The sequence below is a fragment of the Streptomyces sp. NPDC057682 genome (assembly GCF_042799575.1).
Classification (GTDB): Bacteria; Actinomycetota; Actinomycetes; order Streptomycetales; family Streptomycetaceae; genus Streptomyces.
Map to the genome: position 1 here is coordinate 108,684 of NZ_JBHVIN010000025.1, position 12,708 is coordinate 121,391.

The 12,708-nt window shown below is 72.7% G+C and carries 12 protein-coding genes; 7 read left to right on the forward strand and 5 right to left on the reverse strand.

Features of this window, described 5'->3' with window-relative positions; genetic code table 11:
• The first annotated feature begins 10 nt into the window (after nucleotides 1–10).
• A complete protein-coding gene (locus ACFVDM_RS35260) occupies nucleotides 11–1,276 on the forward strand; it encodes a hypothetical protein (RefSeq protein WP_383650406.1) in 1,266 nt (421 codons plus the stop codon).
• 155 nt (nucleotides 1,277–1,431) lie between these two features.
• Entirely contained in the window at nucleotides 1,432–2,205 is a 774-nt protein-coding gene (locus ACFVDM_RS35265) for a hypothetical protein (protein WP_383650409.1), read from the forward strand.
• Between the two features lie 137 nt (nucleotides 2,206–2,342).
• On the opposite strand, the gene ACFVDM_RS35270 is transcribed toward ACFVDM_RS35265, so the two are convergent.
• The 3 genes from ACFVDM_RS35270 to ACFVDM_RS35280 all read right to left on the reverse strand — a co-directional run bounded on the left by ACFVDM_RS35270 (nucleotide 2,343) and on the right by ACFVDM_RS35280 (nucleotide 4,992).
• Nucleotides 2,343–2,870 (reverse strand): hypothetical protein, encoded by a 528-nt coding sequence (locus tag ACFVDM_RS35270; protein WP_383650412.1) that lies wholly within the window; start codon nucleotides 2,868–2,870, stop codon nucleotides 2,343–2,345.
• A 48-nt stretch (nucleotides 2,871–2,918) separates the two neighbouring features.
• A complete protein-coding gene (locus ACFVDM_RS35275) occupies nucleotides 2,919–4,520 on the reverse strand; it encodes a polymorphic toxin-type HINT domain-containing protein (RefSeq protein ID WP_383650415.1) in 1,602 nt (533 codons plus the stop codon).
• A gap of 100 nt (nucleotides 4,521–4,620) precedes the next feature.
• Nucleotides 4,621–4,992 carry a DUF192 domain-containing protein gene (locus ACFVDM_RS35280; RefSeq protein WP_383650418.1) on the reverse strand — a complete coding sequence of 124 codons (372 nt, stop codon included), beginning with the start codon at nucleotides 4,990–4,992 and terminating at the stop codon, nucleotides 4,621–4,623.
• 97 nt (nucleotides 4,993–5,089) lie between these two features.
• Between ACFVDM_RS35280 and ACFVDM_RS35285 the strand changes: the two genes are divergently transcribed.
• The 3 genes from ACFVDM_RS35285 (at nucleotide 5,090) to ACFVDM_RS35295 (ending at nucleotide 7,400) form a co-directional block, all read left to right on the forward strand.
• Nucleotides 5,090–5,959, forward strand: coding sequence for a prepilin peptidase (locus ACFVDM_RS35285; RefSeq protein WP_383650420.1), 870 nt, complete (start codon nucleotides 5,090–5,092; stop codon nucleotides 5,957–5,959).
• A 67-nt stretch (nucleotides 5,960–6,026) separates the two neighbouring features.
• Nucleotides 6,027–6,878, forward strand: a complete 852-nt coding sequence (locus ACFVDM_RS35290; RefSeq protein ID WP_383650422.1) for a class I SAM-dependent methyltransferase — start codon at nucleotides 6,027–6,029, stop codon at nucleotides 6,876–6,878.
• 63 nt (nucleotides 6,879–6,941) lie between these two features.
• A complete protein-coding gene (locus ACFVDM_RS35295) occupies nucleotides 6,942–7,400 on the forward strand; it encodes a hypothetical protein (RefSeq protein ID WP_383650424.1) in 459 nt (152 codons plus the stop codon).
• 13 nt (nucleotides 7,401–7,413) lie between these two features.
• Here ACFVDM_RS35295 and ACFVDM_RS35300 read toward each other — a convergent pair whose 3' ends face one another.
• Nucleotides 7,414–8,568: a winged helix DNA-binding domain-containing protein gene (locus tag ACFVDM_RS35300; protein WP_383650426.1), complete on the reverse strand. Its 1,155-nt coding sequence runs from the start codon at nucleotides 8,566–8,568 to the stop codon at nucleotides 7,414–7,416.
• A gap of 265 nt (nucleotides 8,569–8,833) precedes the next feature.
• A complete protein-coding gene (gene mgrA, locus ACFVDM_RS35305) occupies nucleotides 8,834–9,874 on the reverse strand; it encodes an L-glyceraldehyde 3-phosphate reductase (RefSeq protein ID WP_383650429.1) in 1,041 nt (346 codons plus the stop codon).
• A gap of 193 nt (nucleotides 9,875–10,067) precedes the next feature.
• Between mgrA and ACFVDM_RS35310 the strand changes: the two genes are divergently transcribed.
• Nucleotides 10,068–10,829, forward strand: coding sequence for an isoprenyl transferase (locus ACFVDM_RS35310; RefSeq protein ID WP_383650431.1), 762 nt, complete (start codon nucleotides 10,068–10,070; stop codon nucleotides 10,827–10,829).
• Nucleotides 10,830–11,122: 293 nt separating this feature from the next.
• Nucleotides 11,123–12,445, forward strand: a complete 1,323-nt coding sequence (locus ACFVDM_RS35315; protein WP_383650433.1) for a PhoH family protein — start codon at nucleotides 11,123–11,125, stop codon at nucleotides 12,443–12,445.
• The last annotated feature ends 263 nt before the right edge of the window (nucleotides 12,446–12,708 follow it).

The window sequence follows — 12,708 nt, forward strand, 5'->3', positions numbered from 1 at the left end:
AATCGGCCGTATGCCCGCCGACCCGTCCACCCGGACCGCCCCCGTCCTGCCCCGGCCGAGGCGGGACGGGGAGAGACCGGTCCGGGGGCGGTTCGCCGCCGCGCTCGCCTCCGCCGCACCCGCGCTCGCCGCGTACGCCGCCGTGCGGGTCGTCGGGCTGGCCGTGCTGTGGGCGGCCGCCGAGGCGTCCGGCAAGGACGCGGCGCATGTGCTCGCGGAGCGCTGGGACTCCGTCTGGTACCAGCGGGTCGCCGCGCACGGTTACGGGTACACCGTCGTCCTCCCGGACGGTGGCATCCACTCCGACCTGGCGTTCTTTCCGCTGCTCCCGGCCCTTGAACGGGGCATCGCCGCCGTGACCCCGCTCGGTCTCGCGGGCGCCGGACTCCTCGTCGCCTGGACCGCCGCGCTCGCCGCCGCATGGGGGATCCACGCCGTGGGGGCGCGGCTGGCCGGGCGGCGTGCCGGGGTGGTGCTGGCGGCGCTCTGGGGGGCGGGCCCGACGGCGTTCGTGCAGTCGATGGCGTACACGGAGACGCTGTTCACCGCGCTCGCCGCCTGGTCGCTGTACGCCGTGCTGACCCGGCGGTGGATCACGGCCGGTGTCCTGTGCGTGCTCGCCGGGCTGACCCGCCCGTCGGCCGCCGCCCTGATCGCCGCCCTCGTGGTCACCGCCGTCGTCGTCCTCGTCCGCGACCACCGGGTCCGATCCGGCGACCGGCCACCGGCCGTCACCGACGACGCCCCCGTACGCGACCACCGGTCCGCCGGCCCGGACGGGCTGCTGCGGCGCAACGGGCGGATGCTCGCCGGGGCGGCCCTCGCCCCGCTGGGCTGGCTGGCGTACGTGGTGTTCGTCGCCGTGCGCGAGGGGGACCCGTTCGCGTACTTCGACGTCCAGGCGCAGTGGGGCAACAGCATCGACGGCGGGGCCGCGCTGGCCGCGTTCGTCCTCGGACTGCCGTGGCCCGCCACGCTCGGGCTGTGCGCGGCGCTGGCCGCGCTGGGGTGGCTGGTGAGCCTGTGCGTACGGCAGCGCCAGCCGCTGCCCGTCCTCGTGTACACCGTCGCGATCGTCGTCGTTTCGCTGATCGGCTCCGGCTACTTCGGCTCCCGGCCCCGGCTGATGATGCCCGCCTTCCCGCTGTTCCTGCCGCCCGCCCTCGCCCTGCTGCGGCTGCGCTCCACCGCCCGCACGGCGGCCGCCCTTGCGGTGATCGCCGCCGCGTCGGCGGCGTACGGGGCGTGGACGCTCCTCGGCTCCGGGCCGCCCTGAGGCGTCTTCCGAAAGGCCCCGGCCGCGACCGCTCGCCGCGAAGGGTTGGGCCCGTGGGCCCAAGCGCCCGGCGGCTCCGGGTTGTTACCGTGCGGTGTCCGTGGGTGGGGGAACAGCGTCGGCGGGGAACCGCCGCCGGTCAGGAGCGGTCAGTGATGAAGGCACGTACGGCAGCCATGGCGGCCACCACGGCAGTGCTCTGCCTCGCGGCCACCGCCTGCGGTCCGGACGACAAGCCGTCCGGGAAGGACGGCGACAAGGCGGCCGGGACGAGCGCGCCGGCCTCCTCGCCCGCCACCGCCTCCTCGCCCGCGGCCGCCCCGTCACCCACCTCGACGCCCACCAGCAGCGGCAAGGTCCTCGACAAGGCCGGACTCGCCGCGGCGGCGCTCACCACCGGCGAGGCCGGCACGTACGAGGTCACCCCCATGCAGGGCGGCGACGAGACCGGCACCGAGCGCTCCGAGAAGAAGGAGTGCCGGCCGCTCGTCGCCGTGATCAACGGAGCACCCGAGCCCGCCCCGGCGGCCACCGTCTTCCGGACCGTCATGGACAAGGCGGAGGAGGGCAAGGACGACCAGACCGTCGTCACCGAGATCCTCACCTCGCACCCCAGGGACGGGGCGCGGCAGCTCATGCGCGACGTCCGGGACGCGGTCCGGGCCTGTGCGGGCGGCTTCCGTACGTCGGGCGAGGACGGCCCGTCCACGTACAGCGAGGTCAAGCAGCTCCCGCTCGCCCCGGCGGGCCAGGAGAGCATCGCCTATCAGGTGACCGGCAGCATCGAGGGGGACAAGGTGCCGCTGGTCTTCCAGCTGGTGCGGACCGGTTCCACCGTCGTCACGTTCTACGTCGCCGACTTCATCGGCGGCAGGACCCCCGAGCTCCCGGCCGATCTGGTCGCCGCCCAGGCCGCCAAACTGCCCTGAGCCCGCGTCCCGGCCGCCCGGATCCGGGCGGTCCGCCGCACGGCGGACGCCCCGTGAACCCCACGCGGCTGCGGCCCGGCACCCCCCGATTCCGGGGTGCCGGGCCGCAGCCGTGTCCGCGTGCCGGTGCGGCGGAGTCAGCCGTCCGCCGCGGCAGGTGACACCTCGGCCGCCAGCGCCGTCCCCGCCTCGTCGTACAGCTCGCGCCAGCGCCGCTCGTCCGCCGCGTTGCCGACCCGGATGCCGAAGGTCCAGGTCGGGTCGAGGAACAGGGTGTGGCCGCCCTCGAAGTCCAGGGCGAGACAGGTGCAGACCCCGGGGGCGGCGCCCGGTGCGCGGTAGACCCGCAGCGCGGTGCAGCGCAGTTCGTCCCGGCCGTCGCCGAAGAGCTGCTCCCCGCACCGGGTGACGACGACCTCGTCCTCCGCGTCCGCGAGCAGTTCGACGTCGCTCCAGTCGAAACCGTCCGCCGCCTCGGCCTCCAGCCGGTCGAACTGGCCGGCCGACGCGAACCGCAGCAGCCCCTCGTCCAGCCGCAGCCAGACGACGAGCGGCTGCGGCCGGACCTCGGGAACGTCGTCGTCCCGGTCCAGGAACCCCGGGACGAGGACGTCGCGGACGGGGTGGTCGCGCAGTGCCTCCTCGGCCGTACGCCAGCCGCTCATGTCCGCTCTCCCGCTTCCGCCGCACACCGTGCCCGCCCGGGGGCGGGGCTACGGCGTGGGCACCTTCTTGGTGATCTGAATGCCGGTGTCCATGCCCTCGCCGCTCTTGAGAGCGGTCCAGAAGTCACCGTTCTCCTTGAGGACGACGGTCACGCCCTTGCCACGATAGATCAGCCCCTCGGGCTCGCCCTTCTTCAACGTGCCCTTGCCGACCAGCTGGAAGTCGCCCCGCTTGATCGCGTCCGCGATGTCCTGACGGAACCGCGGGCCGTCCTCCTTGAGCTTCTTGTACTTCGTGCCCAGCGCGTCCTCGATCAGCTTCTTGTGCCGCTGGAAGTGGTCCTTGAACTTCTTCGGGTCCCCTTCGCCGACCTTCGGCTCCTTCGCCGCCTTGACCTCGTCCGGCGACATGTCGCAGTCGTTGTTGTGGACGAGTGCGTTCGCCCGGCCGATGCCCACGTAATAGGTGTGGATGCCGTCGACGGTGAGGTCGTACGTGGTCTGCCGCTGGGTGTACCGGGTGATGCCGGTGACCGTCAGCGTGCCGCCCGTCTCGGTGCGCAGGGCGTCCCCGCGGACCAGGTCGCCCGCGTCCGTCCAGCCGGCGTCGCCCTTGACCCAGAAGGGGTGGGTGTCCGTGGCGGTGAGCCGGGCCGGGACACCGCCGGCGAGCACGGTGAGCCGGGTGAAGTGCTTGTCGTCGTACGTGGTGATGGACCGTTCGACTCGGCGCGCCACCGTCCGTCCGCTCACCGGATCGGTCGCGATCACCCGGTCGCCGGGGCGGACCGCCTCGATGGCACGGGTACGGCCGTCGGCCAGCAGGACCCGGGTGCCGGCGAGGAAGCTGTGCTTGACCGCGCAGGTGGTCGGCTTCTTCTCGTCGGGCTTCTTCTCGTCCGGCTTCTTGGGTTTCTTGACGTCGTCGAGTTTCTTGCCGGCGTCTTCGAGGGCCTTCTCGGCGTCCTTGACTTTCTTTCTGCTCTTGATGAGGCCCTTGAGGCCGTCGTAGAGGTCGCCGCCGTGTTTCTTGAGCGACTGGATGAGCTTGTAGGCCTTCTTCCACTTCCAGGGCGCCCCGTACTTCGCGGCGAGTTTCCCGACCGCGCCGCCGATGAGGCTCAGCAGGATGTTCACGAGGGTTTCGGTGCAGGCGCCCATGTCGCCCTTGGTGATGCAGTCCAGCGCGTCCGTGATCCCCAGCTCGTCGGCGAGGATCTTCGCCAGCTCCTTGGCCGCTTCGAGGGCCTTGTCGCCGTTGGACTTCTCCTCGGCCTGGGCGTCCTGGAGGTCCTTGAGCGCCTGGTCGTAGGCGATCTGCTCGGGTGATTTGGCGGACCCGTCGGGGTTCGTGTCCGAGGCGGGATCGCCCTGGCCGGGGCCGTTGTTCCCGCCGGCCTCGTCGCCGCCCCCGCCACCGCAGTTCCCGCCGCCGGTGACCTTGCAGATCTCGACCCCGAACTTCTTCGCGAGATCGGGGCCGACACCGGTGGCCATCAGGGCGCCGACGATCGCGACGACGACCAGGGTCAGGCCGACGTACTCCAGAGCACCCTGGCCCCGGTCCCGGCGCCCGCGCAGCCGCGCGCCCGGCAACCGCACACTGGTGCGCGGCACCCCGCGCCGGACCCGGCGACGCAACTCCCCCATGAATGGCATGGTTTCGACCCTACGGGGCCATGGGCGCGGCGTCTTGGGCCCAGGGTCCCAACCCCGCGCCCCGTCCACCGGGCCCGCGCGGGGCCCCCGTTCAGCCGTTCTGCTCGATCCGCACCCGTGTGCCGGGCCGCAGCCCCCAGGCCGCCATCGCACCGGCCTCCGACTCGATCACGTGGCGGGCGCGCAGCCGGGGGAGCCCCAGCCGGCCGGGCTTCATCGTGTGCACGGCCACCACGGTGAACTTCCGGTCCAGATACGCCACATCGATCGTGAACCGCATGCGGAAGGAGTGCACGCTCCCGCACGGGGTGATCATCAGCGCCCCGTCCACCCCGTCCTGCCCGAGCAGCCCCCGGGCCCGGTGCCGGTACGAGGCCGCGATCCTCAGCGGCACCTCCGTTTCCCGGTCCCCGTCCGTGATCGTCAGCGTTCCTGTTCCATTGCGCCATCGAGCCATGGCCATGACGGTAGCGCCACGTGACGGCCTCTGGGCCCGTATCGGCCCGCAGTGGGCCCCAGGGCCCATGACCCGTATCCGCGTGCGCCCTAGGGTCGATGACGTGTACGCCATCCTGATCGGGGTCGCCGCCCTCTGGGGGGCCGCGACCGGACTGCTGGTCCCGCGCGCCGCCTACCGGTTCTCCGTCGAACCGGAGGAGGCACGGCGGGACACCTGCCCCGCCGGCCACGCCCTCACCGGGCCCGCCGGGGGCTGGCTGGGCTCCACCCGCTGCGCCACCTGCGCCGAGGTGGGCGCGGCCATCGCCGTACGCACCACCGCCGCCGCCCCCGCACCGGACGTGCCCGCCGCCGGGGAACCGGCCGGGGACGCCGAAGCGGCTCCCGAGGACGCGGACGGGACACCCGAGGCCCCCCGCCGCGACGGCCGCTACGCCCCGCGCCTCCTCGCGCCCGTCGTCACCGCCCTCGGCTGCGCCGCCCTCGCCGCGGCCACCGGCACCCGCCCCGAACTCGCCGTCTGGCTGCTGCTCGCGCCCGTCGGCGTCCTCCTGGCGTCCATCGACCGACGCGTCCACCGGCTGCCCGACCAGCTGACCCTGCCGGCCGCGGCCGCCGCCGCCGTCCTCCTGGGCGCCGCCGCCCTGCTGCCCGAGCACGCGGGCAGCTGGCTCTCCGCGCTCCTCGGCGGAGCCTCCCTCGGCGCCTTCTACTTCGTCCTCTTCCTCATCAACCCGAACGGCATGGGCTTCGGCGACGTCAAACTCGCCCTCTCGCTGGGCGTCGCGCTCGGCTGGTACGGCTGGGCGGTCGTGTTCGCCGGCGGGTTCGCCGGGTTCCTGTTCGGCGCGCTGTACGGGCTGGTGCTCGTGATCATGCGGCGCGCCGGGCGCAAGACCGGCATCCCGTTCGGCCCGTTCATGATCGCGGGTGCGCTGCTCGGCCTGCTCTTCGGCGCACTCGCCGCCTGACGGCCGGTCCCGCGCCGCCGCGAAACGCGGTCGCGGGCGTCCGCGCCCGGCTGCGACGATGCGGCGTATGACCGACAGCCCCGACGCCTCCCGCCCCGCACGGACCGCCCTGACCCCGGACAGCAGGGAACGCTTCGAGACCCTGGTCGCCGAGGCCGACGCCGTCTCCGTGGCCGGGTGGGACTTCTCCTGGCTCGACGGGCGGGCCACCGAGGAACGCCCCTCCTGGGGCTACGCCCGCGCCATGGCCGAACGTCTCGGCCGGGCGCACGCCGCGCTCGACATCCAGACCGGGGGCGGCGAGGTGCTGGCCTCCGCGCCGAAGCTGGCGCCGCTGACCGTCGCCACCGAGGGCTGGCCGCCCAACGTCGCCCGCGCCACCGCCCTCCTGCACCCCCGTGGCGCCGTCGTCGTCGCCGACACCGACGAACCCCCGCTGCCCTTCGGCGACAACGCCTTCGACCTCGTGGTGAGCCGCCACCCCGTCACCACCTGGTGGTCCGAGATCGCCCGCGTCCTGACCCCCGGCGGCACCTACTTCTCCCAGCAGGTCGGCCCGGCCAGCGTCTTCGAACTCGTCGAGTTCTTCCTCGGGCCGCAGCCGCCCGAAGTACGGGGCCGTCGCGACCCGGAAGAGGCCCGCGCCGCCGCCGAGGCCGCCGGCCTCGAAGTCGTCGATCTGCAGCTGGAGCGGCTGCGCACCGAGTTCCTCGACATCGGGGCCGTCGTCTACTTCCTGCGCAAGGTGATCTGGATGGTGCCCGGCTTCACCGTCGACGCCCACCGCGACCGGCTGGAGGCCCTGCACCACCGCATCGAGACCGAGGGGCCGTTCGTCGCCCACACCACCCGCTTCCTCATCGAGGCCCGCCGGCCGGGGCGGACCGGCGTCCCTGGGAAAACCCGCACCACCGAGTGAGCGGGCGCGCCCCTCCCCGGGCCCGAAGAGTGGCACCCTGGTCCCCAGGGGAGGGAGCGCGCGATGACGGACGGCAACGGCGGGGAAGCGGTACGCGGCGCGAGGCAGGGCGGCTCCGAATGGCTCGCGGGGGCCCGGATCGTCGGTGTGCTCGGCATCTTCTACCGGCCCGAAGGGCCCATGGGCGAGCCCGAGGCGGTCGCCTTCCTGCTCCTGGACGGCCAGTCCGTGCTGCTGACCTGCGCCTCCGACGGCAGCCTGCACATCGGCGCCGGCACCTGGCCCGACCTGCCCGCCTGGTGCGTGCCGGCCGCCCAGTGGACGTACGCCCCCCTGGCCTCGCTGACCCCTCCGCCCGACGGCGGCTGGACCGTGCTGCGCACCGAGGAGCGCGCGGACGCGTGGGGCGCGGTCCAGGAGGCCGTCATCCACTGCGAGGGCGGCCGGTTCGTGGTGACGGGCGGCGACACGGTCTCCCTCCGCTTCACCCGGGGCCACCGGGGCGCACCCGCCACGAACTGACCGGGAGCCACGCCTACGCGTGCGGCCCCACCGTCACGGCCCCCAGCGTCAGCTCCGGCCGGGCCTCGCCCACCTCGCCCACCCGGGCCACCTGCTCGTCCAGCTCCCGGAGCCGGCCGCCCGTCAGCGGGGACAGCGGCTCCACCGTCACCGCGAGCCGCCGCCCCGAGCGGCGCTGGTGCCACACCCCGGCCACCACGCCGTCGACCAGCAGCACCGGGAAGTTCCCCGCCTGACCGCCCGCCAGCGCCCGTTCGTACGCGGCCCCCGGGTAGAGCCGGGCGCGCGGCTGCGAGGCGATGACGAACGCGTCGAAGTAGGGGAGCAGCCGCACCCCGCGCACCGGCTCTTCGGGAAACGCGGTGTCGCCCGCCACCACCCACGCCGCCGTGCCGTCCTCGTGGACGACCTCCTCGGCCTCCCCGGCCGCCGCCGCCCGGTCGAAGACCTCGGCGGCCCAGCGGTTCGGCGCGGCGAGCCAGCGGGCGAAGTCCTGCGGGGCGGCGGGCCCGTACGCGTACAGATAGCGGCGCACGAGCGCGGCCACGCCCGCCGGTCCGTCCAGCGGGGTGACGTCGGGGCGGGTGTAGGTGACCTTGCGGCCGCGGTCCGGGCCGAAGCAGAGCAGCCCCCGGTGGGACGCCAGATGGGTCACCTGCCGCCAGCGCGGCCACATCGTCCCGAAGGCGGGCATCACCTCTTCGCCCGCCCACGCCCCCGCCCGCTCCACCACCGCGTCCGTCAGCTCGTCCACCGTCAGCTCCGCACCCGTCAGCGCGTCACCGATCGCGGCGAGCACGGTCTCCGTCTCCCGCGGACTCATCCGGACGCCCTCCGGCTGACCGCCGAGCCCCGCCGGAAGGGCGGACAGGGCGCCCGTCCACATCGGGAGATCGGCCGCCGCGACCAGATGCACGGTGCCGCGCGGCCCGAAGGTCTTCACCAGGGTGCGGTCCGTCCACAGCGCCGCCCGTACACCGGCCCGGGTCAGCCCGCGCCCGCGCAGTCCCACGGACAGTTCGGCGGCCGACAGGATCTGGGCCTGCGCGGCGGGCATCACCGCGACGATCCCGTCCGGTCCGGCCGTCAGCGGGTCCGTCAGCCCCTGACGGGCCATCCGGCGGGCGTTCGCCCCGTTCCAGGACACGGTGGTGCGGCGTGGAGTCATAACCGGGAACGTACCGGCACGCGGAATGTGCACATCCTGTGTACGTCCTGGGAGCGGATCGGGCGTCAATACGGCGCCCGGGGACGTCCGTGCAGTTCGGAGGGGTGCGGAAGGCCGGATTCTGTGTCCGCAGCGCAGTCCCGCACATTCGGAGAGTAATTATTTCGCGCCGTGGCACGCAGCATCACTTACGAAGGGTTATGGTGGAAACCCCCCCTCGGGCCGGTCCGTAACCCCCCCCACGGACCGGCCCGTTTTTTGTGCCCTAACTCCGCCCGGCCCAGATGTTGGTGCCCTCGGTGTCCACGGCGAAGGTGTCGATCTCCGTCAGTTCAGCGGCGGACAGCTCCGGCCCGGACAGCGCCGCGACGTTCTCCTCCAGCTGCGCCACGCTCGACGCCCCGATCAGAGCCGACGTCATACGCGGGTCGCGCAGCACCCAGTTGAGGGCCAGCTGCGCCAGCGACTGGCCCCGGCGGGCGGCGATGGCGTTCAGCCCGTTCAGCCGGCGCACCACCTCGTCCGAGAGCAGGTCCGGGTTCAGGGACTTGCCCTGGGTGGCCCGCGAGCCCTCCGGAATGCCCTTCAGGTACTTCCCGGTCAGCAGCCCCTGGGCGAGCGGCACGAAGGAGATGCAGCCCATGCCGGCCGTCTCCAGGGTGTCCAGCAGCCCGTCGTCCTCGGTCCAGCGGTTGATCATCGAGTAGGACGGCTGGTGGATCAGGGCCGGCACCCCCATCTCCTTCAGCAGCCGGGCCGCCTCGGCGGTCTGCGCGGAGGTGTACGAGGACACCCCCGCGTACAGCGCCTTGCCCTGCCGCACGGCGGAGGCCAGCGCCCCCATCGTCTCCTCCAGCGGGGTGTCCGGGTCGAAGCGGTGGGAGTAGAAGATGTCGACGTACTCCAGGCCCATCCGCCGCAGCGACGCGTCCAGCGACGACAGCAGGTACTTCCGGGAGCCCCATTCGCCGTACGGGCCGGGGTGCATCTCGTAGCCCGCCTTGGTCGAGACGATCAGCTCGTCCCGGTAGGGCGCGAAGTCCTGGGCGAAGATCTTCCCGAAGTTCAGCTCGGCGGAGCCGGGCGGCGGCCCGTAGTTGTTGGCCAGGTCGAAGTGGGTCACACCGAGGTCGAAGGCGCGGCGCAGGATGGCGCGCTGCGAGTCCAGCGTGCGGTCGTCGCCGAAGTTGTGCCAGAGGCCGAGGGAGACCGCCGGGAGCTTGAGGCCGCTGCGGCCGGTGCGGCGGTACTCCATGGAGTCGTACCGGTCACCGGCGGCCGTGTAGGGGGAGGAGGAATCAGTCACGTTTCACTCCTTATCACGGACTTGTGACAGCCCGGGTTGGGCCGGTGCGGCGCCCGCGCAGTAATGTGGCGGCTTCGGGACTGCCACGGCACGGCGGGGCGACGGCCCCCTTCCGGTGCGGCGATCCGATCCCCAGGGGGCAGCCCGGGGCACAGGGGCGGGCGGCCCCGCACGGAACCGAGAGGTGGACTCAGTGAACTTGCGCGACCTGGTGTACGGGCTCTACGCGCGCCGGGTGGAGGCCCGCCTCGATCACGCCCAGGTGCCCAAGCACATCGGAGTCATCCTCGACGGGAACCGGCGCTGGGCGAAGGCGTCCGGGGGCACGGCCGCGCAGGGGCACCAGGCCGGTGCCGACAAGATCAAGGAACTGCTCGGCTGGTGCAGCGAGACCGACGTCGAGGTCGTCACGCTCTGGATGCTCTCCACGGACAACTTCGACCGGCCCGAGTCGGAGCTGATCCCCCTCCTCGGCATCATCGAGAACACCGTGCGCGACCTGGTCGCCGACGGCCGCTGGCGCGTCCACCACGTCGGCACCCTGGACCTGCTGCCCGCGCACACCCAGACCGTCCTCAAGGAGGCCGAAGAGGCCACGGTGGGGGTCGACGGAATACTGGTGAACGTCGCCGTGGGCTACGGCGGCCGCCAGGAGATCGCGGACGCCGTGCGCTCCCTGCTCCTGGAGCACTCCGAGAAGGGCACCTCGTTCGAGGACCTGGCCGAGATCGTCTCCACCGACCTGATCTCCGAGCACCTCTACACCCGGGGCCAGCCCGACCCCGACCTGGTGATCCGCACCAGCGGCGAACAGCGCCTCTCCGGCTTCATGCTCTGGCAGAGCGCGCACTCCGAGTACTACTTCTGCGAGGTCTTCTGGCCGGCGTTCCGCCGGGTCGACTTCCTGCGGGCGCTGCGCGACTACGCCGCCCGTCACCGCCGCTACGGCGGCTGAACCTCTTCGTCCGGACGCGGCCGGATCGGCATGGCACGGCGCGTTCGAGGGCATACCCCAGACAGGTCGACGTCCGGTCGCCAACCAGGCGGACGTCGTGTCCAAGTGAGCGGCTCCCAGTCCGCTCGCCCGGGAGGCCCTTTGCACACGAAGGACCGTACATACAGTGCGGCTGACGCGGAGGGCCGGCGCTCGGCCCGCGCAAGGTGGCCGGAGCCCGGTCCGTCCTCTCCCTTTGGGATGCTCCGCGACGCCGTCGCACCCCAACCTCGTCCGAGGGGGTACGTCCTTCCGTGGTGACCAGCACAAAGCGCCGCATGCCCGACCGGCGCACCTACGTTCTCGACACCAGCGTCCTGCTGGCCGACCCCAACGCCCTGACCCGCTTCGACGAGCACGAGGTCGTGCTCCCGATCGTCGTGGTCACGGAGCTGGAGGCCAAACGGCACCACCCCGAACTCGGGTACTTCGCCCGCCAGGCCCTGCGCCTGCTGGACGACCTCCGGGTCCGGTACGGCCGGCTGGATGCCCCGATCCCCCTGGGGGACCTGGGCGGGACGCTCCGTGTCGAACTCAACCACTCCGATCCCGGCGTCCTTCCCGCCGGCTACCGGTTGGGGGACAACGACTCACGGATCCTCGCCGTCGCACGCAATCTCCAGGCCGAGGGGTACGACGTCACGGTCGTCTCCAAGGACCTGCCCCTGCGCATCAAGGCCTCGTCCGTCGGCCTCCTCGCCGAGGAGTACCGCGCCGAGCTGGCCGTCACCGAATCCGGCTGGACCGGCATGTCCGAGCTCACCCTCAGCGGGGAGCAGGTGGACCTGCTCTTCTCCGAGGAGACGCTGTACGTCCCCGAGGCGGCCGAACTGCCCGTCCACACCGGGCTGGTCCTCCAGTCCGAGCGGGGCAAGGCGCTCGGCCGGGTGACGGCAGAGGGCAACGTGCGGCTCGTCCGCGGCGACCGGGAGGCCTTCGGCATCCACGGCCGCAGCGCCGAGCAGCGCATCGCCCTGGACCTCCTGCTGGATCCGGAGGTCGGCATCCTCTCGCTCGGCGGCCGGGCCGGCACGGGGAAGTCCGCGCTGGCGCTCTGCGCCGGCCTGGAGGCGGTGCTGGAGCGCGGCCAGCACAAGAAGGTGATGGTCTTCCGGCCGCTGTACGCGGTGGGCGGGCAGGAGCTCGGCTATCTCCCCGGCAGCGAGGCCGAGAAGATGAGCCCCTGGGCCCAGGCGGTCTTCGACACCCTCTCGGCGGTCTCGGGCCGCGAGGTGATCGAGGAGGTGCTGGGGCGCGGCATGCTGGAGGTCCTGCCGCTCACCCACATCCGGGGCCGGTCGCTGCACGACGCGTTCGTGATCGTGGACGAGGCCCAGTCCCTCGAACGGAACGTCCTGCTGACCGTGTTGTCCCGGATCGGGGCGAATTCCCGGGTGGTGCTCACGCATGACGTGGCCCAGCGGGACAACCTCCGGGTCGGCCGGTACGACGGTGTGGTCGCCGTCGTCGAGAAGCTGAAGGGGCATCCGCTCTTCGCCCATGTGACGCTCACGCGTTCGGAGCGTTCCCGTATCGCCGCACTGGTGACCGAAATGCTGGAGGACGTCCAGATCTGATACGCCTTGCACGCGTTGAGCCGCCCGGCGGGCCGAAGAGCCTAGCCGGGCGGCGTCGTGTTGCGGCACCTTTTCCTCGATTCACGTGCTCCAAACGAGGTGTGAGCTTTCACACGCAGGAGAGAATTGCTTCGCGACGGGACGTTCCGGCAGAGTCTTGCTTCCGTCAGGCCCCGCATACGGCACACCGGCACCTCCACAGGCGCCACGCACCACACAACTCAACAATCGCCGTCCGTATGCCGCCCGCGAGCACCACGCGG

Excerpts from the sequence above, each read along its gene's own strand:
- ACFVDM_RS35260 (WP_383650406.1), top strand. The coding sequence starts at position 11 with ATGCCCGCCGACCCGTCCACCCGGACCGCCCCCGTCCTGCCCCGGCCG.
- ACFVDM_RS35265 (WP_383650409.1), top strand. The coding sequence starts at position 1,432 with ATGAAGGCACGTACGGCAGCCATGGCGGCCACCACGGCAGTGCTCTGC.
- ACFVDM_RS35270 (WP_383650412.1), bottom strand. The coding sequence starts at position 2,870 with ATGAGCGGCTGGCGTACGGCCGAGGAGGCACTGCGCGACCACCCCGTC.
- ACFVDM_RS35275 (WP_383650415.1), bottom strand. The coding sequence starts at position 4,520 with ATGGGGGAGTTGCGTCGCCGGGTCCGGCGCGGGGTGCCGCGCACCAGT.
- ACFVDM_RS35280 (WP_383650418.1), bottom strand. The coding sequence starts at position 4,992 with ATGGCCATGGCTCGATGGCGCAATGGAACAGGAACGCTGACGATCACG.
- ACFVDM_RS35290 (WP_383650422.1), top strand. The coding sequence starts at position 6,027 with ATGACCGACAGCCCCGACGCCTCCCGCCCCGCACGGACCGCCCTGACC.
- ACFVDM_RS35295 (WP_383650424.1), top strand. The coding sequence starts at position 6,942 with ATGACGGACGGCAACGGCGGGGAAGCGGTACGCGGCGCGAGGCAGGGC.
- ACFVDM_RS35300 (WP_383650426.1), bottom strand. The coding sequence starts at position 8,568 with ATGACTCCACGCCGCACCACCGTGTCCTGGAACGGGGCGAACGCCCGC.